General features: G+C 64.7%; 20 protein-coding genes and 1 tRNA gene. 14 read left to right on the top strand and 7 right to left on the bottom strand.

Annotation, left to right across the window (positions count from 1 at the left end):
* Positions 1–5: 5 nt before the first annotated feature.
* From Q0D31_RS15625 to Q0D31_RS15615, 3 genes are read right to left on the bottom strand one after another with little or no spacing between them, the layout of a single operon-like run.
* Positions 6–419 (bottom strand): Rieske (2Fe-2S) protein, encoded by a 414-nt coding sequence (locus tag Q0D31_RS15625; RefSeq protein ID WP_291852673.1) that lies wholly within the window; start codon positions 417–419, stop codon positions 6–8.
* A gap of 12 nt (positions 420–431) precedes the next feature.
* Complete coding sequence (locus Q0D31_RS15620; RefSeq protein ID WP_291852670.1) at positions 432–1,544, bottom strand: amidohydrolase family protein; 1,113 nt, start codon at positions 1,542–1,544, stop codon at positions 432–434.
* 24 nt (positions 1,545–1,568) lie between these two features.
* On the bottom strand, positions 1,569–2,630 hold the full coding sequence (locus tag Q0D31_RS15615) for an amidohydrolase family protein (protein ID WP_291852667.1): 1,062 nt from the start codon (positions 2,628–2,630) through the stop codon (positions 1,569–1,571).
* A 227-nt stretch (positions 2,631–2,857) separates the two neighbouring features.
* Here Q0D31_RS15615 and Q0D31_RS15610 point away from each other — a divergent pair, with 227 nt between their 5' ends.
* The 5 genes from Q0D31_RS15610 to mdoH all read left to right on the top strand — a co-directional run bounded on the left by Q0D31_RS15610 (position 2,858) and on the right by mdoH (position 9,475).
* Positions 2,858–3,391, top strand: a complete 534-nt coding sequence (locus Q0D31_RS15610) for a hypothetical protein (protein ID WP_291852663.1) — start codon at positions 2,858–2,860, stop codon at positions 3,389–3,391.
* Positions 3,392–3,472: 81 nt separating this feature from the next.
* Positions 3,473–5,188, top strand: a complete 1,716-nt coding sequence (locus Q0D31_RS15605) for an FAD-dependent oxidoreductase (RefSeq protein ID WP_291852850.1) — start codon at positions 3,473–3,475, stop codon at positions 5,186–5,188.
* 91 nt (positions 5,189–5,279) lie between these two features.
* A complete protein-coding gene (locus Q0D31_RS15600) occupies positions 5,280–5,762 on the top strand; it encodes a hypothetical protein (protein WP_291852660.1) in 483 nt (160 codons plus the stop codon).
* An 81-nt stretch (positions 5,763–5,843) separates the two neighbouring features.
* Positions 5,844–7,352, top strand: a complete 1,509-nt coding sequence (locus tag Q0D31_RS15595) for a glucan biosynthesis protein G (RefSeq protein WP_291852657.1) — start codon at positions 5,844–5,846, stop codon at positions 7,350–7,352.
* Entirely contained in the window at positions 7,340–9,475 is a 2,136-nt protein-coding gene (mdoH, locus tag Q0D31_RS15590; RefSeq protein WP_291852653.1) for a glucans biosynthesis glucosyltransferase MdoH, read from the top strand. The genes Q0D31_RS15595 and mdoH overlap by 13 nt, the downstream gene beginning before the upstream one ends.
* 117 nt (positions 9,476–9,592) lie before the next feature.
* Here mdoH and Q0D31_RS15585 read toward each other — a convergent pair.
* Positions 9,593–9,667 (bottom strand) — tRNA-Val (locus Q0D31_RS15585).
* 134 nt (positions 9,668–9,801) lie between these two features.
* Positions 9,802–10,161, bottom strand: coding sequence for a cell cycle two-component system response regulator CpdR (cpdR, locus tag Q0D31_RS15580; protein ID WP_291852650.1), 360 nt, complete (start codon positions 10,159–10,161; stop codon positions 9,802–9,804).
* Between the two features lie 305 nt (positions 10,162–10,466).
* Between cpdR and Q0D31_RS15575 the strand changes: the two genes are divergently transcribed.
* From Q0D31_RS15575 to Q0D31_RS15550, 6 genes are all read left to right on the top strand, one after another.
* A complete protein-coding gene (locus Q0D31_RS15575) occupies positions 10,467–11,354 on the top strand; it encodes an N-formylglutamate amidohydrolase (RefSeq protein WP_291852648.1) in 888 nt (295 codons plus the stop codon).
* A 199-nt stretch (positions 11,355–11,553) separates the two neighbouring features.
* Positions 11,554–11,778 carry a hypothetical protein gene (locus Q0D31_RS15570; protein WP_291852645.1) on the top strand — a complete coding sequence of 75 codons (225 nt, stop codon included), beginning with the start codon at positions 11,554–11,556 and terminating at the stop codon, positions 11,776–11,778.
* Between the two features lie 63 nt (positions 11,779–11,841).
* Entirely contained in the window at positions 11,842–12,630 is a 789-nt protein-coding gene (hisN, locus tag Q0D31_RS15565; protein ID WP_291852642.1) for a histidinol-phosphatase, read from the top strand.
* Between the two features lie 312 nt (positions 12,631–12,942).
* On the top strand, positions 12,943–13,695 hold the full coding sequence (locus Q0D31_RS15560; RefSeq protein WP_291852639.1) for a sulfite exporter TauE/SafE family protein: 753 nt from the start codon (positions 12,943–12,945) through the stop codon (positions 13,693–13,695).
* A gap of 200 nt (positions 13,696–13,895) precedes the next feature.
* On the top strand, positions 13,896–15,707 hold the full coding sequence (locus Q0D31_RS15555; protein ID WP_291852635.1) for a tetratricopeptide repeat protein: 1,812 nt from the start codon (positions 13,896–13,898) through the stop codon (positions 15,705–15,707).
* Positions 15,708–15,858: 151 nt separating this feature from the next.
* Positions 15,859–16,527 carry a hypothetical protein gene (locus Q0D31_RS15550; protein ID WP_291852632.1) on the top strand — a complete coding sequence of 223 codons (669 nt, stop codon included), beginning with the start codon at positions 15,859–15,861 and terminating at the stop codon, positions 16,525–16,527.
* A 21-nt stretch (positions 16,528–16,548) separates the two neighbouring features.
* Here the strand turns inward: Q0D31_RS15550 and Q0D31_RS15545 are convergent, their stop codons facing one another.
* Positions 16,549–17,496: an alpha/beta hydrolase gene (locus Q0D31_RS15545; protein ID WP_291852629.1), complete on the bottom strand. Its 948-nt coding sequence runs from the start codon at positions 17,494–17,496 to the stop codon at positions 16,549–16,551.
* Positions 17,497–17,714: 218 nt separating this feature from the next.
* On the opposite strand from Q0D31_RS15545, the gene Q0D31_RS15540 reads away from it, so the two are divergent.
* Positions 17,715–18,182, top strand: a complete 468-nt coding sequence (locus tag Q0D31_RS15540) for an Hsp20 family protein (protein WP_291852626.1) — start codon at positions 17,715–17,717, stop codon at positions 18,180–18,182.
* Positions 18,183–18,275: 93 nt separating this feature from the next.
* On the opposite strand, the gene Q0D31_RS15535 is transcribed toward Q0D31_RS15540, so the two are convergent.
* A complete protein-coding gene (locus Q0D31_RS15535; protein WP_291852623.1) occupies positions 18,276–18,998 on the bottom strand; it encodes a hypothetical protein in 723 nt (240 codons plus the stop codon).
* Positions 18,999–19,479: 481 nt separating this feature from the next.
* Here Q0D31_RS15535 and gltB point away from each other — a divergent pair, with 481 nt between their 5' ends.
* A complete protein-coding gene (gltB, locus tag Q0D31_RS15530; RefSeq protein ID WP_291852620.1) occupies positions 19,480–24,228 on the top strand; it encodes a glutamate synthase large subunit in 4,749 nt (1,582 codons plus the stop codon).
* Between the two features lie 150 nt (positions 24,229–24,378).
* A complete protein-coding gene (locus Q0D31_RS15525) occupies positions 24,379–25,830 on the top strand; it encodes a glutamate synthase subunit beta (protein WP_291852617.1) in 1,452 nt (483 codons plus the stop codon).
* Positions 25,831–25,999 lie beyond the last annotated feature (169 nt).

Genomic DNA, 25,999 nt, shown 5'->3' with positions numbered 1-25,999 from the left:
GCGCCTCAGGTTTCGATGATGACGTAACTGTCCTCGACATGCACGGGAAAGGTTTCGGCGACGTAAGGCCCTTTCTGCAGTTCCTCGCCGCTCTCCACCGCAACCGGAAAAGAGCGGATCTTAACCCGCTTCGGGTCAAAATACGATTGCCCGTTGCGCATGTCGAATTCCCAGCCGTGCCAGGGGCAGCGCAGCAGCTCGCCGACGCGCGAGCGCCGATAGACGCCCGGCTCCGGCGAGGTGAGGTGCGCGACGCAGGCTGCCTTCGCCAGCGGCGCGCCCTCGTGCGGGCAGCGGTTGAGCAACGCAAAGAACTCGCCATTGACATGGAACACGACGATGTCGCGGCCATCGACGCCGACGACCTTGTTGCCGCCGGGCGGGATATCGGTGGTGCGCGCGACGATGTGCCGGGCCATGCGATCCCTGACTCAGAGCTTGTAGAGCGCGCGGGCGTTGCCGTTGAAGATCTTGCGACGCTCGGCTTCCGTCAGCGGCGTCTTGAAGGCGTAGCGCGGATCGTCGAAATCCCAATGCGGATAATCCGACGAGAACAACAGCCGATCGGCGCCGACCCAGTCGATCAGCGAGCGCAGATGCCTGCCCTCGTCGGGCTCGTCGATCGGCTGCGTCGTGAACCAGAAATGCTCCTTGACATATTCCGACGGACGACGCTTGAGGTGCGGCACCTCGCTGCGGAAGGCCTCGAAATGCCGGTCCATCCGCCAGGTCGCCGAAGGAATCCAGCCGAAGCCGCCCTCGATGAAGACGATCTTGAGTTTCGGGAAGCGTTCCGGAATGCCCTCAAGCACCAGGCTGGTGAGCTGCGCCGCCATGGTATGGGCGTTCGACTGGTGCTCCTCGACGTAGAAAGATGGCCAGCCGCCGCCGGTCGGCGCATGCCCGCCATAGCCGCCGACGTGAATGCCGAGCGGCAGGCCAAGCTCCTCCGCGCGCGCGTAGATCGGCCAGTAGCGACGACGCCCGAGCGGCTCGTTGGCGCGCGGGCAGACGTTGATCTGGACGTAGCGGCCGATCCTGGCGCAGCGCTCGATCTCGGCGATCGCAAGCTCCGTGTCGTCCTGCCCGGCCAGGATCGAGGCCTTCAGCCGCGGCTCGCGGTCGGACCAGAACGCGAGCTGCCAGTCGTTGATGGCGCGCTGGATCGCGGCGCCGAATTCGAGATTCTGCTGCGAGAAGATGAAGAGGTCGAGCACCTGGAGGATGCCGTACTCGACCTCGAGCGGATCGAGATGCTGCTTGCGCATGAAATCGAGATCGGAACCGGGCGGCCCGCCGGTCGGCGGCCAAGCGTCGCGGCGCGCGATCAGCGGCGACGAGCGCGGATAGGGCGTGGTGCCGATATAGGGCGTGCGCAGATGGCTGCCGTAAGTCCGCAGATGTTCCCGCCAGCGCTTCGACATGAATTGTTCGATATCGGATTGCGCGTGGATGCTCGGATGCACGTCGCAGTCGATGATGCGCAGCCGGCTTTTGGCGGCGGCCTCTTCTTCGAGGACGGGGCGGTCGATGACATCACTCATGCGATCCTCCTTGCTTGCTCGGCTTCACGCCGCAAGCTTCAGGCGCGGAAATGTTTCAAGCGGATTGTCGACGCACATGCGCGAAACGATGCTTGCCGGCAAATACGGCGGCATCGGATCGTCACCCTCGAACTGCCAGTGCGGGTAGTCGGACGCAAACAGGAACATCTTGTCGGAGCCGACCTGCTCGATGATGTCGGCGACGCCGGCGGCGTCCGGCGGGCCGTCGAACGGCTGCATGGTGACGCGGACGTGGTCGCGGATGATCGCGGCCGGTTCGCGCTCGACCCAGGGCACCTCGACGCGGACGCCGCGCCAGGTCTTGTTGGCCCGCCACATGAAAGCCGGCAGCCAGCTCACACCGGATTCCATCAGCACGACCTTCAGTTCAGGAAATTTGCCGAACACACCCTCATAGACCAGGCTCAGTAGCTGGGCCTGGAACGCCTGCGCCTCGGCGAGATAGTATTCATAGCGATAGGACGGCCAGCCGATCGAACTCGGCGCGCCGCGATAGGCGCTGCCGGCATGGATCGCGATCGGCAGTTTGTGTTTCTCCGCAGCCTTGTAAACCGGCCAGAACTGTCGTTTTCCGAGCAGGCTGTCGCCCTGCGCCAGCACCAGCACGGAGACGAAGCGGTTGTCGGCCGCGCGCCGCTCGATCTCCTCCACCGCCAGATCCGGCGCCTGCAGCGGCACCACGATCGACGCGCTCAGCCTTGAATCCCTGGATAGCCATTCCGCCGCGATCCAGTCGTTGATCGCCTTGCAGAAGCCGGCCGCCATATAGGGATCGAACACCGCCTGCGCGCCGTAGACCACGTTGCAGATGGCGTGGCTGGAGCCGAGCTGGTCGAACGCGCCGCGCTGCACCATCGCGAGTTCGCCGCCCGGCTTGCCGCTCGCCGGCCGCCAGTCGGCGCGGCCCGAGAACGGCATGTTGGGCGGATAGGAATTGAGATCGAGGCCGTCGATGGCGCGGCTGACCACCTGCTCTTTCCAGTGGTCGTCGAGGTAGGGCAGCAGCGTGGTGCGGGTTCCGCCTACCGCTGGATGGATGTCGCAGTCGATCCGCGTGGCCGCCATGGAAGTTCCTCTTGCACCGGTCTTTGCCGATCGCGATGTCGCGCACCGAATGTGCCGCCGATGCCGCGGCGGCGCAAGCGCATAAGCGCGGGGCCGCCCTGCGTGGCAGGACCGGCGGCGCGGCGACAAGCGCCCCCGTGTTCTCGCGGGCAAGTATGAACTAGCTCACGTTCGCCGCCGGCCGCCCATGCTACCGACTCGCCATCGCGAACGCGGAGGAGACGACAATGAAATCAGCCAAGCTGACGGTCCTCGCCTCTTTACTGGTTGCAGCCGGTTCAACCGCAGCCCAGGCAGCTCCGATCACCGCCGACGGACCGGCGGCGCTGGCGCTGGCCGGGGTGGTGGCCTCGCACTCTCCGCTGCTGTCGACCGCCGAGAAGAAAGCCGTTGTGTCGTTCTTCGCCGGCAACGCCGACACCGCCTATCCGAAGAAAATCTCGGTGACCGCGGACAAGATCGTCTGCCGGATCAGCCATGTCGATATCACGTCGCGCTCCTGCGACCTGACCTTCGGACATATCAAGCACACCGTGGCCGGACGCCAGGCCAACGAAATCTTTGCAACGCAAGTGCTCGCCGGCGTCCCCTCCGATGGCGCTGCCGGCGCCATGCTCGAGAGCCTCGCCCGGCTGAACTGCACGCTCGATCCCGCGGAGATCAGGGAAAAGGCCGGTGTCGGCGCCAGATGCTCATTTGAAGCCGGAGAACAAGAAGCCACGTCCTCGTTTCCCGTGGTGACGCGGTCGCCGCGCAATTGACAGGGCCATCGTTCCCAACCCAAATGCCCGCCCAGCAATTGACGAAACGGGGCGGAGCGCGTGGCGGGCAACCAACAAGAAATCAAAAAAGCCGGTGAACAGGAGACTCATGAATACGACGTGGTTGTGGTCGGCTCCGGCTGCGCCGGCATGGCGGCGGCGGTTACCGCCGGGCATCACGGGCTCACCGTTCTGATCCTGGAGAAGGAGCCGCGCTTTGGCGGCACCACCGCCCGCTCCGGCGGCTGGCTGTGGATCCCCGGCACATCGCTGGCGAAGGCGTGGGGAATCGAGGAAAGCCCCGACCAGGCCCGGATCTATCTGCGTCACGAGGCCGGCAACAGTTACGACGCCGCGCGCGTCGATGCGTTTCTTTCCGAGGGCCCCAAAGCCGTCGATTTCTTCACCACCAAGACCGCGCTGCGGTTCGACATGCCGCTGACCTTTCCGGACTATCACGCCGAAGCCCCCGGCGGCGCGCAGGGCGGGCGCTCGATGGTGACGCGGCCGTTCGACGCGCACGAACTCGGAGCTCACATCAGGGATATCGGCAGCCCGCTGCCCGAACTCACCGTGTTCGGCATGATGCTGGGCTCCGGCAAGGAGATCATCCATTTCATGCGCGCGACCAAGTCGCTGGCCTCGGCGTTCTATGTCGCCAAGCGCCTGTCGCGGCACGCGATCGACGTGATGCGGCACGGCCGCGGCATGACGCTGACCAACGGCAATGCGCTGGCCGGGCGGCTCGCCAAGTCGGCGTTCGACCTGAAGATTCCGCTGTGGCTGTCATCGCCGGTGCGCGAACTGATCGTGGAGGACGGCGCGGTCCGCGGCGCGATCGTCGAACGCGACGGCAAGCCCGTACGGGTGAATGCCAGGCGCGGCGTGGTACTCGCCTGCGGCGGCTTCCCGCATGATGTCAAGAGGCGCAGGGCGATGTTCCCGCACGCCGGCGACGGCACCGCGCATGTCTCCCCGGGCCCGGTCGGCAACACCGGCGACGGATTGCGGCTGGCGGAGGCCGCCGGCGGACGGATCGAGGACAGCCTGCCGAACGCGGCGGCCTGGGTGCCGGTCTCGATCACCGAGCGAAAGGACGGCAGCAAGGGCGTGATGCCGCATTTCATCGACCGCGCCAAGCCCGGCGTGATCGCGGTCATGCGCGACGGCAGGCGCTTTGCCAACGAGGGCAATTCCTATCACGATTTCGTGCAGGAGATGATGAAGGCGGCGAGGCCCGGCGAGGAGATCACGGCATATCTCGTCTGCGATCACCGGGCGCTGCGCAAATACGGGCTCGGATGCGTGCCACCGTTCCCGATGCCGCTGCGGCATCATCTCGCCACCGGCTATCTCAAGCGCGGAACGACGCTGGCCGAACTCGCCGACTGCGCCGGCATCGATCCAGGGGGGCTGGCGGCGACGATCGCCGAATTCAACGCCTCCGCCGCGGAGGGCCGCGATCCCGCTTTCGGCAAGGGATCGCGCGCCTATAACCGCTACCAGGGCGATGGGTTGCACGGCCCCAACCCCTGCATCGCTCCGATCAAGGACGGGCCGTTCTATGCGATCAAGATGGTGATCGGCGATCTCGGCACCTACGCGGGCATCAAGACCGACGCCCACGCCCGCGCGCTGGACCAGCATGGCCGGCCGATCGAAGGTCTCTATGCCGCCGGCAACGACATGGCGAGCATCATGGGCGGCAATTATCCCGGCGCCGGCATCACGCTGGGGCCGGCGCTGACGTTCGGCTATATCGCTGGCAAGCACATCGCCGGCGAGACTGCGCGCTAGGGTCGCCGGCGGTTCAAGGGAAATCTCGGTCGCGGCTGGAACGAACATCGATCGATCCGATTGCTTTTCGATTGCAACCGGAGACCGGTCCATGCGCGCGCGCCTGTCCGCCGCCCTCGTGCTTTCATTAACTTCTGCCCTCGTTCCCGAGCACGCCCTCGGTGGCGAGATGGAGTGGCGCCGATACGTGATCCCGAGCACCGGGACCAGCGTTGAGATGCCGGTCACGCTCTTCAACAAGGATGCCGGGCCGCCGGAAGGCGGGACAGGACGGCGCTTTTTCACCGACGACAACCGCGCGGACCTGACGGTGCAGTCCGTTCCCAATCCCGACAATGCTTCTCCGGCCACGTTTCTGGCCCGGCAGAGCCCGCCGCCGGGCATCCTGTACCAGCGCGTCACGCCGAACTTCTTTGTCGTGTCCAGCATTCGTAACGGCCGCATCTGGTACAACCGCTGCAACCGCGCAAGAGGCAGCATGAACTGCGTGCTGATCAACTATCCCGCAACGGAAAAGCGGCAATGGGATGCCGTGGTCACGCGGATAAGCCGTACGCTCGGGCGACAGGGCTAAAAACGGTTCCGGGGCAAGGAACTCGCGGTTTCGCGCGGCGTTGCTGAGAGGTCCCATTCCAGCAACCGCGGAATTTGTTTCGTGAACCGCAGAGACTTCCTCGCCGCTTCAGCGTTGCCGTTGCTATCGGTCGCGGCACCCGGGCTTGTCTCGCGTGCGCATGCGCAGCCGGCGCCGTTCGACCGATCCGTGATCCGGCAGATGGCGCGGGATCTCGCCGCCAAGCCCTACAAGGCCGCCAGCGACAAGCTTCCCGACAACCTCAAGAACATCGACTACGATCGCTATCGCACTATCCGCTTCCTGCCCGAGCGCGCGCTCTGGCGCGGCGAGAAACTGCCGTTCGAGGCGCAGTTCTTTCATCGGGGATTCTTTTATCAGAACAAGATCGACATCTTCGAGGTAAAGAACGGCCAGGCCTCGAGGATCGCCTATCAGCCGGATCTGTTCTCGTTCGGCGATCTGGCGCCGCCTGCCGCTGGGGTCGATCTCGGCTTTGCCGGCTTCCGGCTTCATGCGCCGATCAACAGGTCGGATTATTACGACGAGGTCTGCGTCTTTCTCGGCGCAAGCTATTTTCGCGCCGTAGCCAAGGGGCAATTATACGGCCTTTCCGCGCGCGGCCTGTCGATCAATACCGGCCAAGCAAAGGGCGAGGAGTTTCCGTACTTCAAGACGTTCTGGATCGAGAAACCGGCCCCAGGCGCCAGTTCCATTGTCGTGCACGCGCTGCTGGACAGTGAGAGCGCGGCGGCGGCCTATCGATTTACCATCCGACCCGGCGACGTCACCGTGTTCGACGTCGAGATGGCGCTCTATCCGCGCGTGAATCTGGACCACGCCGGCCTCGCGCCATTGACGAGCATGTTCTTCTTCGGACCGAACGACCGCAAGGACGTCGACGACTTCCGTCCGTCCGTCCATGATTCGGACGGCCTTGCCATCGCTAACGGCCGGGGCGAAGAACTCTGGCGACCCCTGCACAATCCGCGCGATCTTCAGATCTCCTCGTTTTCCGATCTCAACCCGCGCGGCTTCGGCCTGATGCAGCGGCAAAGGGATTTCCAGGCCTATCAGGACCTTGAATCCAATTTCGAACGCCGGCCGAGCCTGTGGGTGGAGCCGATCGGCGACTGGGGCGAAGGCTCCCTGAAACTGCTCGAGATTCCCACAACCGAAGAAGTCCACGACAACATTGCCGGCTTTTGGCACCCCAAGGCTCCCCTGGCGGCCAAGAGCGAGCACACGTACACCTATCGCCTGCACTGGGGGCCGGATACGCCGAAGCCGAGCGGGCTTGCGCGATTTTCCCGCACCGGCGTCGGTGCACGCGGCGACAACGCCACGATCTTCGTGCTCGACGTCGTCGGCGACAAACTGAAATCCCTCGATCCGAAAGCCCTGCGAGGCCTGGTGACGGCCGACAAGGGCAAGGTCCAGAACATCGTCACCCAGCCGAATCCGGCCACCGGAGGCTGGCGGTTAAGCTTCGAACTGGTCAAGGAAAAACTCCCGGTCGAACTTCGCGCATCGCTCATGCACAACAACGACGCCGTGTCGGAAGTCTGGGTCTACCGATGGACACCCTGACGAAAATCCGATCGCCGGCAACCGGCGCCGGTCCATCAGGCAAATTCCTTCCCGAGGAAGCGCCGATGGAGATGGCGGTCCAGCCGTTACGGCGGTTTGAGCCGCCGCCTGCCCCGCGTTTTGCGCCGATGTGGACCCGGCGCGCCGTCATCCTTACCGGCACCGCGATCATGACCGCGGCAGGTTGCTACGTGATGTACCGGGTTCTCCAGGTCGGAGGCGTCACGATTCTGGAGTCGGTGATCCTTGCGCTGTTCGTGCTGTTGTTCGCCTGGATTGCCTTTTCCTTCATGTCGGCCCTGGCCGGCTTCTTCGTGCTGTTGCTGCGGAAGAAAGACGAACTGGGAATCGATCCCGGCACGCCGTTGCCCACGCTGCGGAGCCGCACCGCGATGTTGCTGCCCACCTACAACGAGGACCCCTATCGCGTGCTTGCGAGACTTCGCGCGATCCATGAGTCGGTCGAGGACACCGGCAACGGCCCGCATTTCGACTGGTTCATCCTCAGCGACACCACCGACCCCGCGATCTGGATCGCCGAGGAGATGTGCTTCTTGCAGCTTCGGCAGGAGGTCGGCGGAGCTCCGATATTCTATCGCCATCGCCCGGAAAATACCGCGCGCAAGTCCGGCAATATCGAGGAATGGGTGCGGCGGTTCGGCGCCGATTACGAGTGCATGCTGATCCTGGATGCCGACAGCCTCATGACCGGCGACACCATCGTTCGCCTTGCGGCCGCGATGGACGCGCATCCCAGGGTCGCCCTGATCCAGACGCTGCCGATCATCGTCAATGCCAGGACCCTGTTCGCGCGATGTCAACAATTCGCCGGGCGATTATACGGCCCGATGCTGGCGGCGGGGATCGCATGGTGGCACGGCGCAGAGGGAAACTACTGGGGACACAACGCCATCATTCGAGTCCGCGCCTTTGCTCAACATGCCGGGCTGCCCGAACTCGGCGGGCGCAAGCCGTTCGGCGGGCATATCCTGAGCCACGACTTCATCGAGGCGGCGCTGATGCGTCGCGGCGGCTGGGCCATCCACATGGCGCCGGGGCTCGGCGGCAGCTACGAGGAATCCCCGCCCACGCTTTCGGATTTCGCCGCACGCGACCGGCGCTGGTGCCAGGGCAATCTGCAGCATCTGGCCCTGCTTCCGACCCGCGGCTTTCACTGGGTGTCGCGGCTGCACTTGCTGACCGGAATCGGTTCGTATCTCACCGCGCCGCTGTGGCTGATGTTTCTGGTGTTCGGCATCCTGGTCTCGCTGCAGGCGCAATTTGTCCGGCCCGAATACTTTCCAAAGGGGTTTTCGCTGTTTCCGCAATGGCCGGCGCAGGATCCGGTCCTCGCGGCCTGGGTGTTCGTCGGCACGATGGGAATGCTGATCGCGCCAAAACTGCTCGCCTTCGTCGTGCTGCTCACCGATCGCGACGCCCGCAGGAAATTCGGAGGAGGATTTCGTGTGCTGGCGGGCATCGTCGCCGAGACGGTTCTCTCGGGTCTCACCGCGCCGGTCATGATGATCTTCCAGTCGTCCGCCGTTGCCGAAGTCCTGCTCGGGCGCGACGCCGGATGGCAGGTTCAGCGACGCGACGACGGTGGCGTCTCGTATCGCGACATCGTCCGCACCTATTCGGTGCCGACGTTGTTCGGGATCGTCATGGCGGTCAGCGCCTACGCGGTGTCGCTGCCGTTGCTGCTGTGGATGCTGCCGGTGATTCTCGGCCTGTTGCTGGCGATTCCGATCACCATGCTGTCGTCATCGGCTCGCTCAAAACGGGGCTTTGCGCTGTTCAGGACCCCCGAGCAGACCTCGCCGCCGCAGGTCCTGACAAAGGCGAACGAACTGGCCGAAGCGCCGCATCCGCCCGTTGGCTGTCCGCTGCGCGAACTGCACCGCGACGCCGGTTTGCGCGAGGCGCATCTGAGCAATGTTCAAGCCGAGCCGCGGCGAAAGCGCGGCGACATCGATCCGCACCTCGCCATCGCGCGCGCCAAGATCGAGGATTCCGATGATATCGATGAGGCGGCAGGCTATCTCAGCCGGCGCGAGACCTTCGCGGTGCTGAATTCGCCGGCGATGCTTGCGGCGGTGCTGGCGTTGCCGGGACGGCGGTAGCTTGCGGCCAACAGCCCGCCTTCGCCAGGTGGCTTCGGCGCGGCAGCCTTCGCTTGCTTCGCTACGATAGAGCACGGCGTGGCTCGCCAAGCCGTAGCTTGCGAAGCAAGCGAAGGCTGGTGGGCGCGACAGGGATCGAACCTGTGACCCCTACCATGTCAAGGTAGTGCTCTCCCGCTGAGCTACGCGCCCTAGAATGGGATGACCAGGTCATCCCGCTCCAGCATTAATCCGTATTGGGTCGGGTCCGTATATCGGCTCCAAAGCGCCCCCGCAAGGACGCCCGGACGTAATTCGCGGCGTGATTCCGCGGCAAGCGCGGCTGGTCAGGCCGCCAGCATCTTGTTCACTTCGCTGACGAGTTCGCGCAGGTGAACCGGCTTGGCCAGCACCTTGGCGTTCTTGGGCGCCTGCGAATCGGAATTCAGCGCGACCGCGGCAAAGCCGGTGATGAACATGATCTTGATATCGGGGTCGAGTTCCGAGGCGCGGCGCGCCAGCTCGATGCCGTCCATTTCCGGCATCACGATATCGGTGAGCAGCATCTCGAACGGCTCCTCGCGCAGCCGCTGATAGGCCGACATGCCGTTGTCATGCGACGAGACCTCGAATCCGGCGTTTTCCAGCGCCTTGACCAGGAAGCGGCGCATGTCGTTGTCGTCTTCGGCGAGGAGGATTTTGTGCATGGGGATCTGTCGTCGAATCCGGCTTTGAGGATCAATCCGTACACTAAGCCCGACAGAGGGTAAATTTCGGGTGAAGGGTACGGCGTCACCGTGGTGGGAAGCGCGCGGTTGCCGCGCCGGGTGACCACCAAGACCAGCCGAGACAGGCTTTTTTCAGGCGTTTGCGAGGCGTTCCGGCAATCCACGGCTTTTTCACTTGGCAGAATGGCTGCGATTGCGGACAATACGTCCCTCATAAGACCCCTCCTTGGGCCCAATCAATCGTGCAAGGAGAAATGCGGACATTCAGGGGACGACGCCCGACGATGAACCGGCTTGATGGCGAATTGTCGCCCCCGTTCGAGATCGTGGAGCCGGTTCACTGGCGCGCGCCGATCATCTTCAACTCGCCCCATTCCGGCTCGGTCTATCCGCGCGAATTTCTCAGCGCCTCCCGGATCGATATCGCCGCTCTGCGCCGTTCCGAGGATTCGTTCATGGACGAGTTGATCGGAGGCTTGAGCGGCCAGGGTTTTCCGACGGTTCGGGTCAATTTTCCCCGCTCCTATGTCGACGTGAACCGCGAGCCCTATGAACTCGATCCGCGCATGTTCATCGGCCGACTGCCCAGTTTCGCCAACACGCGCTCGATGCGGGTCGCCGGCGGGCTCGGCACCATCCCCCGCGTGGTCGGCGACGGGCAGGAGATCTATCGCGAACGGATCTCGATCGACGACGCCATGGGGCGGATCGAGGCGCTCTACAAGCCCTACCACCGCGCGCTGCGGCGGCTGCTCAACAAGGCCCATCAGGCGTTCGGGACCGCGATCCTGGTGGACTGCCATTCGATGCCGTCGGTTGGCGTGTCCCGCGACGAGCCGCGGCGGCCCGATATCGTGATCGGCGACCGCTACGGCACCAGTTGCGTTGGCCGGCTGGCCGATGTCGTGGAGGAAGTCATGGGCGGGCTCGGCTATTCGGTCGGGCGCAACAAACCCTATGCCGGCGGCTTCATCACCGAACACTACGGCAACCCGGCCAGCGGCCTGCACACCGTGCAACTCGAACTCAACCGGGCGGTCTACATGGATGAGCGGCGGCGGGAGCGCGGCCCCCGCTTTGCGCAGGTCAGCGCCGATTTCACCGCGCTGGCCGACGCGCTGGCCCGGCTTCCGCTCGGCGATCTCGGGCCGTTCCAGGCGGCGGCGGAGTAGGATCTGGCACCGTCATTCCGGGGCGCGGAGCGAACCCGGAATGACCGCGCATAACAGAAAAAAGGGCCGCTTGAATGAACAAGCGGCCCAAGTCTAGGGAGGAAACGCCCAAGGAGGGCAGCGATAGCGCGAGGCGCTACCGCACCGCAACAATATGCGACCGCGACGCACAAAACGCAAGAGGTTTTTAAGCATTTCCATGGCAATCCCGGTCGTGACGCCCGGCGCGCTCAACGACTGGATGAGATATCTGTTTTACAATGATTTCAATGGCATAATCGAGTGTGTTAACGAGACGTTAAGGTACCAGGAACACGGCCTCGCCAAAACTCGCGACTTCGTGATTGTTAAGAATGCGGACCAAGCCGAAGCCGATTCGAAGCCGGTTCCCCTGCCCGGGGCGGCAACAATAACCTTCCGTTAACCGTGCGCCGCCGCCCGGATTGGGTTAGGCAGGAGGGCATTCTTTTTCCGGTAAGGAACAGCCGTGACGGTCATCGATTTCACAGCCTTCATCGGCCGCCTTGCGACCTCGTCCGGCGAAACCATCCTGCCGTTCTTCCGCACCTCGCTCTCGATCGACAACAAGAGCGCGAGCGACTTCGATCCCGTCACCGAGGCCGACCGCGCCGCCGAGGCGGTGATGCGCCGCCTGATCAAGGCCAGCTTTCCCCAGCACGGCATCGTCGGCGAGGAATTCGGCAACGAGCGCGAGGACGCCGAATATGTCTGGGTGCTCGATCCCATCGACGGCACCAAATCCTTCATCGCGGGCTTTCCGATCTGGGGCACGCTGATCGCGCTGTTGCACAGGGGCACGCCGGTGTTCGGCATGATGCACCAGCCCTATATCGGCGAGCGCTTTTCCGGCGATTCCGGCTCGGCGCATTATTCCGGGCCATCGGGCGAACGGAAGCTGACGGTGCGGCGCTGCGCCTCGCTGAAGGACGCGACCTCCTTCACCACCAGTCCGCTGTTGATGAACGCCGCCGACCGCGAGATTTTCGGCCGGGTCGAGCGCGCCGTAAAGCTGTCGCGCTATGGCGGCGACTGCTACTCCTACTGCATGCTGGCGGCCGGCCATCTCGACCTCGTGGTCGAAACCGAACTCAAGCCCTATGACATCGCCGCGCTGATCCCGATCATCACCGGCGCCGGCGGCGTCGTCACCAACTGGGAGGGCAAGCCGGCCCAGGCCGGCGGCCGCATCATCGCCGCTGGCGACCCGCGGGTGCATGAAGCGGCGATGAAATTGCTGAACAGCCAGGACGCGTGACGGGATCGATGCGGTTTGCGCGCGCATGAGCTGAAGGGGCTGGCGCGCCGCTGGTGATGCTGCGCGTCTCGGCGACCGCGATGAAGATCGACCAGATCGAGACCACTCAACCCTCATCGTGAGGAGGCGCAATAGCGCCGTCTCGAACCATGAGGCCCGAGTTTCGCCCGCGGCCATCCTTCGAGACGCGCGCCATGCGCGCTCCTCAGAATGAGGACGGCGTGCGCGCGCATCATCAGCCTTCGCCATAAGCGAAGGCATCTCCGTAACCTCCAGATTGTGCCTGATGCGCCGATCGGTCAATGTCGCCCGATGTTCGATTCCCTGCTGGTTTTCATCGCGCTTGCCTTCCTGCTGGCCGGCTTCATCAAGGGCGTGCTCGGGCTCGGCCTGCCGACGGTGGCGATGGGCCTGCTGGCGCTGACGATGCCGCCGGGGCAGGCGATCGCCATCGTGATCGTGCCCGCGATCCTCACCAATATCTGGCAGACCTTCGTCGGCCCTTACCTGCGCGACATCATGCGGCGGCTGTGGCCGCTGATGGCCGGCACCGTCGCCGGCATCTGGCTCAACGCCGGACTGCTGACCGGACCCTATGCGTCCTACGGCACCGTCGTCCTCGGCGCCCTACTGGTGATCTACGCGGTGCTTGGCCTGAGCAAGATCAGCTTCAAGGTCGCGCGCCGCGACGAGAAATGGATCGGCGGCATTGTCGGCCTGATCACCGGCGCGGTGTCGGCCGCCACCGGCGTGCAGGTGATCCCCTCGATGCCGTATCTGCAGGCGATCGGCATGGAGAAGGACGAGCTGGTGCAGGCGCTCGGCATCTTCTTTACGGTCGCGACGGTGGCGCTCGCCTTCAACCTCACCGCCGCGGGCCTGTTGACGGCGGCAACCGCGCTGCCGGGCGCGGTGGCGATGGCGGCGTCCTTTGCCGGCATGTTCATCGGCCAGGCGGTGCGGACGCGGATGCAGCCGGAAGTGTTTCGCCGCTGGTTCCTGATCGCGATGATTCTGCTGGGGCTCTATCTGGCCGGCAGCGCCCTGGCCAAAATTCACGGCTAGCGAAAGCGCGCGAGCGCCCGTAACGCGAAATCAACGACCTCGCCGGTTCCCCGGCCCGCCCCTGCGGATCTGACAAGTTCTCGAACTATCTGAATACTTTACCATCGTGAAGTTATGGGATTTCCGGCTACCGCAGCGTGCTCTATAAGCATCGCACCCGGACAGGCCCGCTCCGGGCGCGCTGAGGACATACTGGGATCATGGAAAGACGCCTGGCAGCCATCGTCTGCGCCGACGTCGCCGGCTATTCCCGCATGATGGGGGTCGACGAGGCGGGCACGCACGCCGCGTTCAAGGCGCACCGCACGGCGATCTATCCTGTGATCCTCAACCATGGCGGCCGGCTGGTGAAGAACACCGGCGACGGCTTCCTGCTGGAATTTCCCAGCATCGTCGGCGCCATCGAGGGCGCGATCGCCATGCAGACGGCGATGGCGGAGCGCAACCACCACCTGCCCGCCGATCGCATCATGCAGTTCCGCATGGGCATCCACATGGGCGACGTGATGGCCGACGAGGAAGAGGTGTTCGGCGACGACGTCAACATCGCCGTCCGCCTCGAATCGGTTGCGCCGCCCGGCGGCGTTGCCGTCTCCGGCAAGGCCTGTCACGAAGCCGGCAAGCGTCTCAGCGTCGCGCTGGTGGACGCCGGCCCGCACCGCTTCAAGAACATCGAGGAGCCGATCCAGGTCTGGACCTGGCAACCCGTGGGATCCGACGCCGGGACCAAAGCCGCGAGCGAAACCTCCGCCGCCAACCTTCCGGCGCAATATCGGACGGCGATCGTCGGCGTGCTGCCGTTCGCGAATCTCAGCGAAAGCGCGGACGAGTATTTTTCCGACGGGCTAACCGAAGACCTGATCCACGCCCTTTCGCTGCAATCGTTCTACCGGGTGCTGGGCCGCAACGCGACGTTCGCGTTCAAGGGCAAGAACGTGAGCACGCGGCTGATCGCGCGCGAGATCGATGCGACCTACCTGGTCCAGGGCTCGGTACGGCGCGCCGCGAGCAAGGTTCGCGTCACCGCCGAACTGATTGCGCCCGAAACCGGCCAGCAATTATGGACCGGCCGGTTCGACCGCGACATCGGCGACCTGTTCGCAATGCAGGACGAACTCACCACCAACCTGTCGGCGGCGATCGCCGCCGAGATCTACCGCGCGGAAGCCTCAGCCCCGCCGCGCGCGAACCCGAACTCGAACGACCTCACCGCGTGGGATCGCTTCCTGAAAGGGCTGTCCTACTACTACTTGCAGACCAAAGCGGATTTCGACACCTCGATCGGGCTGTTCAAGGAAGCCATCGCGCTCGATCCGACGCTGTCGATCGCCCGGGCCTATCTCGCCACCATCCAGATCCAGGGCATCCAGTTCGGCTGGATCCGAAGCACGCGCGAATTGTGGACCACGGCGATCGACCTTGCCGAGAGCAGCGTCAGGCTTGATCCGCGCTCGTCCTTTGCCTTTCAGATCGTCGCCTATCTGCACGCCCTGGAAGGCCATCACGAGGAGGCCTTGGACGCCGCCAAGCGTGCGGTCGCGTTGAACCCGTACGACATGGGCGCCCGCGGCGTGCTTGGCTTCTGCTATCTCTACACAGGCGAACACCGGCAGGCGATCGAGCTGCTTTCGATGGCGGCGCAGCGCGGCAACTCCGATCCCCGCTATCAATGGGCGGCCGTCAACGCGTTCTGCCACTACCTCGTCGGCCAATATGACGCCTCGCTGTCCTGGGCGCGCGAGGCGCTGTATGTGAATCCCAATCATCTGCAGGCGCTTGCGATCCGGGCGGCGGCGCTGGCCCAATTGGGCCGCGGTGCGGAAGCCGCCCGCGCCGCCGAAGCCTTGCTTGGAAACTATCCCGGCTTCACCGTCGAACGGCATTTGCAAAACTTCCACTGGAAGAAGCCTGAAGACGTCGCCCATTACCGCGATGGCCTCGTGAAGGCTGGCGTCCCCTTGGGCAGATTGACGCAGCTTCAATCCTCGCCAAAGCTCGCCGCCGATTCCTGACAGCGTGCATCGGTTCGGTTGACACCGGCTCGAATTCCGCGGAACTTCCAAGCATACTGCAGTGGCGCAGCGGCCGAGTTTTAATCTCAGTCCGTCCTTCTGGGCGCGAATCCTGAATTTTTTCATATTATGCTTTTGAGGGCTCAGCTCCATGTCCAATGATCGCATCATGACGGCGCCGGGCGCCGTGCCCGCCGGGCAAATCGCCGTTTCCCCCGGCAATCCCTGCCCTTTCCTCCGCGCGCTCGTCGCCAATGGCTACGTCGGCGGTCATGTCGTGCCGCTTTCGAAACTGTCCGACATTGTCGGGGACGCCAGCGGGCAAACCGGCCTTGGCGAGAAGAAGATGCGGCTGGCCACCTGGCTGGTCGCGGTGATCGCAAACGGTCTCGGGCCGGCGCGCCTCTTGAAGAGCGCGACCACCGGCGCCGTACTCGACGAATTGCGCGACGGCCCGCTCGACAAACATGGCGGCGGCTCCCGCATTCTGGGCGTCGATGCCAAAGTTCGCGAAGACGAGATCGAGCGGCTCGCCGGCTTCGGCACCGATTGCAGAAACCCCGCCGGCGGAACCGAGCGCGGGCTGACGGCAAAACAAGTCGACGCCTTCATGAAGGCGAACCTGCAGCGCGATGGTGACGCGGCGCGCTGGTATTTTCCCCTGCTGATGAAGGGGGAGTGGCCGGTGCTGCTGAAGATCATGGGCAAGGGCGAAGGCGAGGCGCGCTACCTCAGCGTCGCCGAGGTCAGGACGCTGTTCGTCGAACGGCGCCTGCCCGAACGAATCACGGCGCGGCTGCCGAAGCCGCCCTCAAGATAGACGCCCTCAAGACAGACGGCATCACTTGAATAGCGGCGTGCCCGGCACGAAAGCGTCGAACGCCGCCCAGAACTGCGCGCGATAGCGGTCCTGCTCCTGCAGGATTTCATGCCTTGCGCCCGCGATCACCAGATGCGAGCCGGCACGCAGATGATACGCGAACTCCTCGATCGCCGCCGTTGAGACGATGGTGTCGCTGCTGGCCGCAAGCATCAGGATAGGCTGGCGGATTTCGGCTGGGTAGTTGGCGCCGCGAAACGCATGCATCGCCCGGAAGGCGGTATCGGCCCAGGCCACGGTCGGCGAGCCGATGCCGAGGGTGGGATCTTCTTCCAGAATCGCAGCGTTGCGGGCGAAGCGCACGGGATCGCTGGTGAAAGGGTTGTTGATGAATGATTCCGATCCGGTCAGCGCGTCGCTGCCGCCGGGCACGTAGCGGCCGCCCTGCCCCGCCAGCCGCATGATCCGCAACAAGGCCCGCGCCGGGAACGCGGTGGTGCGCCCCGGCAGGTCGATCATGGGAGCCGACAGCACCATGCGGTCGAACCAGCGCTTGCCCGCGTGCGCGATCCGCAGCATGACGGCGCCGCCCATCGAATGCGCCAGCGCGAAATAGGGTGGCGGGCAGTCCGGCAGCATCACCTGCCGAACGAAAGTCTCGACGTCGATCTCGAAATCGGAGAAGTCGCGGACGTAGCCCTTGCGCGGATCGCGCAGGCGGCGCGACGAATGCCCCTGGCCGCGCCAGTCGATCATCGCCACGGCAAAGCCGCGCTCGCGAAGGTCGCGCACGGTCTCGAAATACTTCTCGATCTGCTCGCTGCGCCCGGTGAAGACGCAGACTGTGCCCTTGCGCCCCGCCGGCGGCGCCCAGCGCGCAAAACGCAGCTCGGCGCCGTCGGGGGTCTTGATGGTGCCCGAGACGACATCCTCCGGAACCGGATTGGCGGGAATCGAGACGAGCGTCATGGCCGGGACCGGATAGGTGAAAAGGGCTGGAAATCAAGGCGGACGGCCTCAAAAAGCGGCTTGTTTGCCCCTCTTGAACGCCGATTGCCCCCTCCCATATCATTTTCGTGCAGGCCGATACCAGCGTTTCAAGGTCGAAACGCAAGGCTGCACGGAAGCTAGGCCCGGCCCGATGGCGGGCGGGTTATCTGAAACAGTCGCTCAATGGAGGACTACACATGCGTACCTACGACCTCACCCCGTTCTATCGTTCCACCGTCGGCTTCGACCGCTTCTTCAACCTGCTCGACCAGGTGACGGCAGACGGCAGCCCCGGCTATCCCCCCTACAATATCGAGCGCACCGGCGAGAACGCCTATCGCATCAGCGTGGCGGTTTCCGGCTTCGCGCAAGGCGAGCTTTCGATCGTCGCCAAGGAAAACACCCTGACGATCAAGGGCGAGAAGTCGGCCAACGAGAACGGCAAGGACAGTTCCGAGGTGCTCTACCGCGGCATCGCGGCGCGGGCCTTTGAGCGCGCTTTCCAGCTTGCCGATTTCGTACAGGTGAAGAACGCCTCGCTCGAGAACGGCCTGCTCCACGTCGATCTCGTCCGCGAGATCCCCGAGGCCAAGAAGCCGCGCAGCATTCCGATCAACGCTGGCGCCGGCGCTCCCCAGGTGGTCGACGCCTCGGTCGCCGCGTAACGCGGCCAGGCTTCGGCCGGTATCGGCTGAAAATCGAAACGCCCCGGGAAGCCGGGGCGTTTTTTGCGATGACCCGAAAACGCTGGAGGTTACTTATTCCAGCCCCTGCACGTTCGGCATGTCCTGGGTAGGCGCGACCTGCGGCAGCGGCTTGGCGGAAGCTGATCCCGTCGTGACCGGCCGCGGAGCCGCCGCCTGCACCTCTGCCGGTTTCGGCGCGGGCGCCGCCGCCTGCTGGACTGGTTCGGCGGCAGGCCTGGCGGCGAGCGGGTTGGCCTTCGGCAGCGGCACGGTCCGGCTCGCGACCTGCGGCGACGAGGGTGGCGGGCCGGTCACATGAGTTCCCGTCACATGGGACGATGCCTGGGTGGGTCTTGGCGGCCCCGCGGGCCCGTAGACCGCCATGGGCGCCGCGTTGAAATTTCGACCCATTCGGTAGCCCGGAGTGAAGCGAATAATGCGACCGTCGCGGGCGTCGATGATCAGCCGGCCGTCCTCGCCGCTGCGATCGATCACCGCGATCGTATAGTAGAAGCCGCGCAGGCTGGGGACGCCGAGTGGCGAAAACCCGCTCTCGCGGAGCACGGCATAGACCTCCATCGGCGGCAGCAGCATTGGTCCGTGGCCTTGGCCGTAGCCCTGACCGTAGCCCTGCCTCTGGCCGTAGCTGAGGTGATCATATGGCGCCGCATAGGGGCTGCCGATGTCGGATACCGGCGCATATGGCGCGTGCCTCATTTGATGGGGTGCCTGCGCCTGCGCGCTGGCCGACAGCAGCGCCAGCCCTGCCGCCAATAATCCCGAGCATAACTTCATTACCGTCTGCTCCTGTACGCTGTCGCGCTTGCGGGCCTACCCGCTCGGCCTTTCGCTCTCGCGCAGGCCCCGACGGGATCGAACTTCATCGCCAAATCAGGCGGTCCTTGGGCCGGACCGGGGCAGCGTCTGCCGCAAATCTAGCAAGGCCGGTCGGCATCGCGGGGCATGGCGATCGGCATGCGGGCAGGGACTTTCACGCGCTTGTGTGATAGATAAATATTTGGCATGGTCGGCGTTAGGACAGTATCGCTGTCTCAATTGCGGAGCCGTTCCGGCACATGGATTGCACCTTATCCGTGGCGCCACCAGCTCCAGGGCAGTGCAGGCAAGGCCGTTCCTCAGGGACGTTGAACGCCCAGGCCTGAATTTAGGACATTGCGGCTCGCGGAGGACGAGCGGTGGCCCGGTGGGTGCCGCAAGCGCCCAAGCTGCGCCGATCTTGATGGTGAGGCCCTACAGCCTGATTGAGAGGAACGAGATGAGCGGTTCGGAATTCGAGCGCGACAACATCGTGGCAGAAACCCTGTCGGCGACCGCGGCCTCGAAACCGGCCGACCTGTCGCTTGAAAATCCTCCGCGCGAGCACAGCTGGCGCCCGCCGGCCGAGGGGATGTACGACCTTTCCCTGGAAAAGGATTCCTGCGGCGTCGGCTTCATCGCCAACATCAAAGGCAAGAAGTCGCACCAGATCGTCTCCGACGCGATCAGCATTCTCTGCAACCTTGAACATCGCGGCGCGGTTGGCGCCGATCCGCGCGCCGGCGACGGCGCCGGCATCCTGGTGCAGATTCCGCACGGCTTCTTCAAGCGCAAGGCCGCCGAGATCGGCTTCAAGCTTCCGGAGCCGGGCCACTACGCCATCGGCGCGCTGTTCATGCCAAAGGAGACGGCGTGGCGGAAGGTGATCCAGAGCATCATCGCCGAACAGATCAAGGCGGAGGGCCTGCGGCTGCTCGGCTGGCGCGACGTGCCGTCCGACAATGCCTCGCTCGGCGAAACCGTCAAGCCGACCGAACCCTACCACATGCAGGTCTTCATCGGCCGCAACGGCACGGCGAAAACCGAGGACGAGTTCGAGCGCCGGCTCTACATCCTGCGCAAGTCGATCTCGCAGGCGATCTACCAGCGCCGCGACCGCGGGCTGGCCGGCTATTATCCGGTCTCGCTGTCGTGCCGCACCTTGATCTACAAGGGCATGTTCCTCGCCGACCAGCTCGGCAAGTATTATCCTGACCTGCACGAACCGGATTTCGAGAGTGCGCTGGCGCTGGTGCATCAGCGCTTCTCGACCAACACCTTCCCGACCTGGTCGCTGGCGCATCCCTACCGCTTCATCGCCCACAACGGCGAAATCAATACCCTGCGCGGCAACGTCAACTGGATGGCGGCGCGCCAGGCCTCCGTGCATTCGGAGCTTTACGGCAAGGACATCAGCCGGCTGTGGCCGATCTCCTATGAAGGCCAGAGCGACACCGCCTGCTTCGACAATGCGCTCGAATTCCTGGTGCAGGGCGGCTACTCGCTGCCGCACGCCGTCATGATGATGATTCCGGAAGCGTGGGCCGGCAACCCGCTGATGGACGAGACCCGCCGCGCGTTCTACGAATACCACGCCGCGCTGATGGAGCCGTGGGACGGACCGGCGTCGATCGCCTTTACTGACGGCCGCCAGATCGGCGCGACGCTGGACCGCAACGGGCTGCGCCCGGCGCGCTATCTCGTCACCAAGGACGACCGCATCGTGATGGCGTCCGAAATGGGCGTGCTCAAGATTCCCGAGGACGAGATCATCACCAAGTGGCGGCTGCAGCCCGGCAAGATGCTGCTGGTCGACCTTGAACAGGGCCGTCTCATTCCCGACGACGAGATCAAGGCCTCGCTCGCCAACAGCCATCCCTACAGCGAATGGCTGCACCGCACCCAGATTCAGCTGGAAGAACTGCCGGACGTGGTGACCAAGGGCCTGCGCTCCAACCTGCCACTGCTCGACCGGCAACAGGCGTTCGGCTATTCGCAGGAAGACATCAGCATCCTGATGACGCCGATGGCGGCCACCGGCGAGGAAGCCGCCGGCTCGATGGGCAACGACACGCCGATCTCGGCGCTGTCGGACCGGCCAAAGCCGCTGTTCACCTATTTCAAGCAGAACTTCGCGCAGGTCACCAACCCGCCGATCGATCCGATCCGCGAAGAACTGGTCATGAGCCTGGTCTCGATCATCGGGCCGCGGCCGAACCTGTTCGACCTGCAGGGCATGGCCTCGACCAAGCGGCTCGAAGTGCGCCAGCCGATCCTCACGGACGCGGATCTCGAGAAGATCCGCTCGATCTCCGATGTCGCCGACAGCCATTTCAGGTCGCGCACGCTCGACACCACCTTCCATGCCGGCCTGGGCGCGGCGGGAATGGAGCAGGTACTGGACGAATTATGCGCCCGCGCCGAGGGCGCGGTGCGTGAAGGCGTCAACATCATCATCCTGTCGGACCGCATGGCCGGCTCGGACCGGATTCCGATTCCCTCGCTGCTGGCCTGCGCCGCCGTGCATCATCATCTGATCCGAACCGGGCTGCGGACCTCGGTCGGGCTCGTTGTCGAATCCGGCGAGCCGCGAGAAGTTCACCATTTCGCCTGCCTGGCCGGTTACGGCGCCGAGGCGATCAACCCCTATCTGGCGTTCGAGACCATCATCGCGATGAAGGACCGCCTGCCGGGCTCGCTCGACGAATATGAAATCGTCAAGCGCTACATCAAGTCGATCGGCAAGGGTCTCCTGAAGGTGATGTCCAAGATGGGCATCTCGACCTACCAGTCCTATTGCGGCGCGCAGATCTTCGACGCCGTTGGGCTGCGGGCCGACTTCGTCGTCAAGTATTTTGCCGGCACCCATACCCGGATCGAGGGCGTGGGCCTGGCCGAGATCGCCGAGGAAACCGCGCGCCGCCACGCCGACGCGTTCGGCGACGCCCAGATCTACAAGACCGCGCTCGACGTCGGCGGCGAGTATGCCTACCGCACCCGCGGCGAGGATCACGCATGGAACGCCGAATCCGTCTCCGCGCTTCAGCATGCGGTGCGCGGCAACTCGCTGGAGCGCTACCAGGCGTTTGCAAAGATTCTCAACGAGCAATCGGAGCGGCTGTTGACGCTGCGCGGCCTGTTCCGGATCAAGACCGCCGAGGACGAGAAGCGCAAGCCGGTCAAGCTCGACCAGGTCGAGCCGGCCAAGGATATCGTCAAGCGCTTCGCCACCGGCGCCATGTCGTTCGGCTCGATCTCGCGCGAGGCCCACACCACGCTCGCCATCGCCATGAACCGGATCGGCGGCAAGTCCAACACCGGCGAAGGCGGCGAGGAAGCCGATCGCTTCAAGCCGCTGCCGAACGGCGATTCGATGCGCTCGGCGATCAAGCAGGTTGCCTCGGGCCGCTTCGGCGTGACCACGGAGTACCTGGTCAACTCCGACATGATGCAGATCAAGATGGCGCAGGGCGCCAAGCCCGGCGAAGGCGGACAATTGCCCGGACACAAGGTCGACGCCACGATCGCGCGGGTGCGGCACTCGACGCCGGGCGTCGGCCTGATTTCGCCGCCGCCGCATCACGACATCTATTCGATCGAGGATCTGGCGCAGCTGATCTACGACCTCAAGAACGTCAATCCGGACGGCCAGGTCTCGGTCAAGCTGGTGTCGGAAATCGGCGTCGGCACGGTGGCCGCGGGCGTCGCCAAGGCGCGGGCCGACCACGTCACCATCGCGGGCTTCGAGGGCGGCACCGGCGCCTCTCCCCTCACCTCGATCAAGCACGCCGGCTCGCCGTGGGAGATCGGCCTTGCCGAAACCCACCAGACGCTGGTGCGTGAACGGCTGCGCAGCCGCATCGTGGTCCAGGTCGACGGCGGCTTCCGCACCGGGCGCGACGTCGTGATCGGCGCGCTGCTTGGCGCCGACGAGTTCGGCTTCGCCACCGCGCCCCTGATCGCGGCCGGCTGCATCATGATGCGCAAGTGCCATCTCAACACTTGCCCGGTCGGGGTCGCGACGCAGGACCCGGTACTGCGCAAGCGCTTCACCGGCCAGCCCGAGCACGTCATCAACTATTTCTTCTTCGTCGCCGAAGAAGTCCGCGAGATCATGGCGCAGCTTGGCTACAAGAAATTCGACGAGATGGTCGGTCAGACCCAGATGCTCGACCAGTCGACCCTGGTGGCGCACTGGAAGGCCAAGGGCCTCGATTTCTCCAGGCTGTTCGTGCGGCAGAAGGAACTGCCCGGCCAGAAGATTCATCACGCCGAGGCCCAGAACCACCATCTGGAAGCGGTGCTTGACCGCCGGCTGATCGAGAAGGCAAGGGCCGCGCTCGACCGCGGCGCGCCGGTGAAAATCGAGGAGGAGATCAACAACACCAACCGTTCCGCCGGCGCGATGCTGTCGGGCATGGTTGCCAGGATCTACGGTCATGCCGGGCTGCCGCATGACACGATCCAGGTCAGCCTGAAAGGCACCGCGGGCCAGGCGTTCGGCGCGTGGCTGACGCGCGGCGTCACTCTCGATCTCGAAGGCGAGGCCAACGATTATGTCGGCAAGGGCCTGTCGGGCGGCCGCATCATCGTCAAGCCGCCGAGGAATTCCGGCATCGTGCCGGAAGAGTCCATCATCGTCGGCAACACGGTGATGTATGGCGCGATCGAGGGCGAGTGTTATTTCCGGGGCATCGCCGGCGAGCGCTTCGCGGTGCGCAACTCCGGCGCGGTCGCGGTGGTCGAAGGCGCCGGCGATCATTGCTGCGAATACATGACCGGCGGCATCGTCGTGGTTCTGGGCAAGACCGGCCGCAATTTCGCGGCCGGCATGTCCGGCGGCATCGCCTACGTGCTGGACGAGGCCGGTGACTTCGCGAGACTCTGCAACATGGCGATGGTCGAACTGGAGCCGGTGCTTTCGGAGGAGATGATCAACCAGAACACCTATCACCAGATGGGGGACCTCGAAGCCCATGGCCGGGTCGACGTGTTCCAGAACCTGCTCGAGTCCGACATCGAGCGGCTGCACGTCCTGATCACGCGGCACGCGAGGCTGACCGGCTCGAACAAGGCCGCAGCGATCCTCGCCGACTGGAAAGCCTGGCTGCCGAAATTCCGCAAGGTGATGCCTGTGGAATACCGCCGCGCGCTCCGGGAACTGAAGGCCAGGACGGACGCCGAACCGAAGATCGCGATCGGCGCATAGTTGGACCAAACCGTCATTGCGAGCGCAGCGAAGCAATCCATAGCGCCACGAACCGAAACATGGATTGCTTCGTCGCTCCGCTCCCCGCAATGACGGGAGCATGGCGGGAAAGACAAAAACGAACGAGAGATGCAGGGACGTCAGGGTTAAATGGGCAAGATCACCGGGTTCCTCGAAATCGACCGGCACGACCGCAAATATGCGCCGGTCGCCGAGCGCGTGAGCAACTATCGCGAATTCGTCATTCCCCTGAGCGAGAAGGACACCCGCGACCAGGCCGCGCGCTGCATGAATTGCGGCATCCCCTATTGCCACGGCACCGGTTCGGTGGCGCCGGGCGCGCCGGGCTGTCCGGTCAACAACCAGATCCCCGACTTCAACGACCTCGTCTACCAGGACAATTGGGAAGAGGCCTCGCGCAACCTGCACTCGACCAACAATTTCCCGGAATTCACCGGGCGCATCTGCCCGGCGCCGTGCGAGGCGTCCTGCACGCTCAACATCGACGACAACCCCGTCACCATCAAGACCATCGAATGCGCCATCGTCGATCGCGCCTGGGAGAACGGCTGGATCAAGCCCGAGATCGCGCCGGCCAGGACCGGCAAGAAGGTCGCGATCGTGGGCTCGGGCCCGGCGGGGCTGGCGGCCGCGCAACAGCTCGCGCGCGTCGGCCATGACGTCCATGTCTACGAGAAGCTCGCCAAGGCCGGCGGGTTGCTGCGCTACGGCATCCCCGACTTCAAGATGGAGAAGCATATCATCGACCGCCGCCTCCAGCAGATGGAAGCCGAGGGCGTGACGTTCCATTACGGCGTTCATGTCGGCGCAGATGGCGCGATCGATCCGCGCCAACTGCTCGACCAGTATGACGCGGTGGCGCTGACCGGCGGCGCCGAAGCCGCCCGCGATCTGCCGATCCCCGGCCGCGACCTCGACGGCATCCATTTCGCCATGGATTTCCTGCCGCAACAAAACCGCCGCGTCGCTTCCGAGCCGCTCGGCGGCGTCAAGGACATCCTCGCCGGCGGCAAGCATGTCGTCGTGATCGGCGGCGGCGACACCGGGTCGGACTGCATCGGCACATCGTTCCGGCAGGGCGCAAAGTCCGTCACTCAGCTCGAAATCATGCCGGCGCCGCCCGAGCACGAGGACAAGGGCCTGACCTGGCCGAACTGGCCGCTGAAGATGCGGACTTCGTCGAGCCAGGCCGAAGGCGCCAACCGCGAATTCGCGGTGCTGACCCAGAAATTCTCCGGCGGCGACGGCAAGGTCCAAAAACTGCATTGCGTCAGGGTGGACGAAAAATTCAAGCCGATCACCGGCACTGAGTTCGAACTCGAGGCGCAACTCGTGCTGCTGGCCATGGGCTTTGTGCATCCCGTGCACGAGGGCCTGCTGAAGAGCCTCGGCGTCGATCTCGACCAGCGCGGCAACGTCCGCGCCAACACCGCCGACTACAAGACCTCGTTGCCGAAGGTATTCTCGGCCGGCGACATGCGCCGCGGGCAATCGCTGGTGGTGTGGGCGATCCGCGAGGGACGTTTGTGCGCGCGGGCGATCGACCAGTATCTGATGGGAGCGACGACGCTGCCGCGATAGGCGAGCGTCATTGCCGCCGTCGGCCATGACGGCCTAACGGGCGCGAACCTCGAACGGTATCTTGCCAGCGTGTACATCGCAGTCCGAGCGTGTACACTGCAGTTTAGGTGCGACCGCATCGCATCGCCCCCGTCCGGTTGATCCAGGACAACGCGCGTCGTTTCGCCGG

This window comes from Bradyrhizobium sp. (assembly GCF_022844465.1).
Taxonomy (GTDB): Bacteria; Pseudomonadota; Alphaproteobacteria; order Rhizobiales; family Xanthobacteraceae; genus Bradyrhizobium.
The sequence above is the reverse complement of the archived record's forward strand: the minus strand, read 5'-3'. Positions and strand labels throughout refer to the sequence as shown.

Coding starts and splice junctions, on each gene's coding strand:
- Q0D31_RS15620 (WP_291852670.1), bottom strand. CDS start 1,544: ATGAGTGATGTCATCGACCGCCCCGTCCTCGAAGAAGAGGCCGCCGCC.
- Q0D31_RS15625 (WP_291852673.1), bottom strand. CDS start 419: ATGGCCCGGCACATCGTCGCGCGCACCACCGATATCCCGCCCGGCGGC.
- gltB (WP_291852620.1), top strand. CDS start 19,480: ATGAGCGGTTCGGAATTCGAGCGCGACAACATCGTGGCAGAAACCCTG.
- Q0D31_RS15575 (WP_291852648.1), top strand. CDS start 10,467: ATGAACCGGCTTGATGGCGAATTGTCGCCCCCGTTCGAGATCGTGGAG.
- Q0D31_RS15570 (WP_291852645.1), top strand. CDS start 11,554: ATGGCAATCCCGGTCGTGACGCCCGGCGCGCTCAACGACTGGATGAGA.
- Q0D31_RS15540 (WP_291852626.1), top strand. CDS start 17,715: ATGCGTACCTACGACCTCACCCCGTTCTATCGTTCCACCGTCGGCTTC.
- cpdR (WP_291852650.1), bottom strand. CDS start 10,161: ATGCACAAAATCCTCCTCGCCGAAGACGACAACGACATGCGCCGCTTC.
- Q0D31_RS15525 (WP_291852617.1), top strand. CDS start 24,379: ATGGGCAAGATCACCGGGTTCCTCGAAATCGACCGGCACGACCGCAAA.
- Q0D31_RS15610 (WP_291852663.1), top strand. CDS start 2,858: ATGAAATCAGCCAAGCTGACGGTCCTCGCCTCTTTACTGGTTGCAGCC.
- mdoH (WP_291852653.1), top strand. CDS start 7,340: ATGGACACCCTGACGAAAATCCGATCGCCGGCAACCGGCGCCGGTCCA.
- Q0D31_RS15535 (WP_291852623.1), bottom strand. CDS start 18,998: ATGAAGTTATGCTCGGGATTATTGGCGGCAGGGCTGGCGCTGCTGTCG.
- Q0D31_RS15560 (WP_291852639.1), top strand. CDS start 12,943: ATGTTCGATTCCCTGCTGGTTTTCATCGCGCTTGCCTTCCTGCTGGCC.
- Q0D31_RS15600 (WP_291852660.1), top strand. CDS start 5,280: ATGCGCGCGCGCCTGTCCGCCGCCCTCGTGCTTTCATTAACTTCTGCC.
- Q0D31_RS15615 (WP_291852667.1), bottom strand. CDS start 2,630: ATGGCGGCCACGCGGATCGACTGCGACATCCATCCAGCGGTAGGCGGA.
- Q0D31_RS15545 (WP_291852629.1), bottom strand. CDS start 17,496: ATGACGCTCGTCTCGATTCCCGCCAATCCGGTTCCGGAGGATGTCGTC.
- Q0D31_RS15555 (WP_291852635.1), top strand. CDS start 13,896: ATGGAAAGACGCCTGGCAGCCATCGTCTGCGCCGACGTCGCCGGCTAT.
- Q0D31_RS15550 (WP_291852632.1), top strand. CDS start 15,859: ATGTCCAATGATCGCATCATGACGGCGCCGGGCGCCGTGCCCGCCGGG.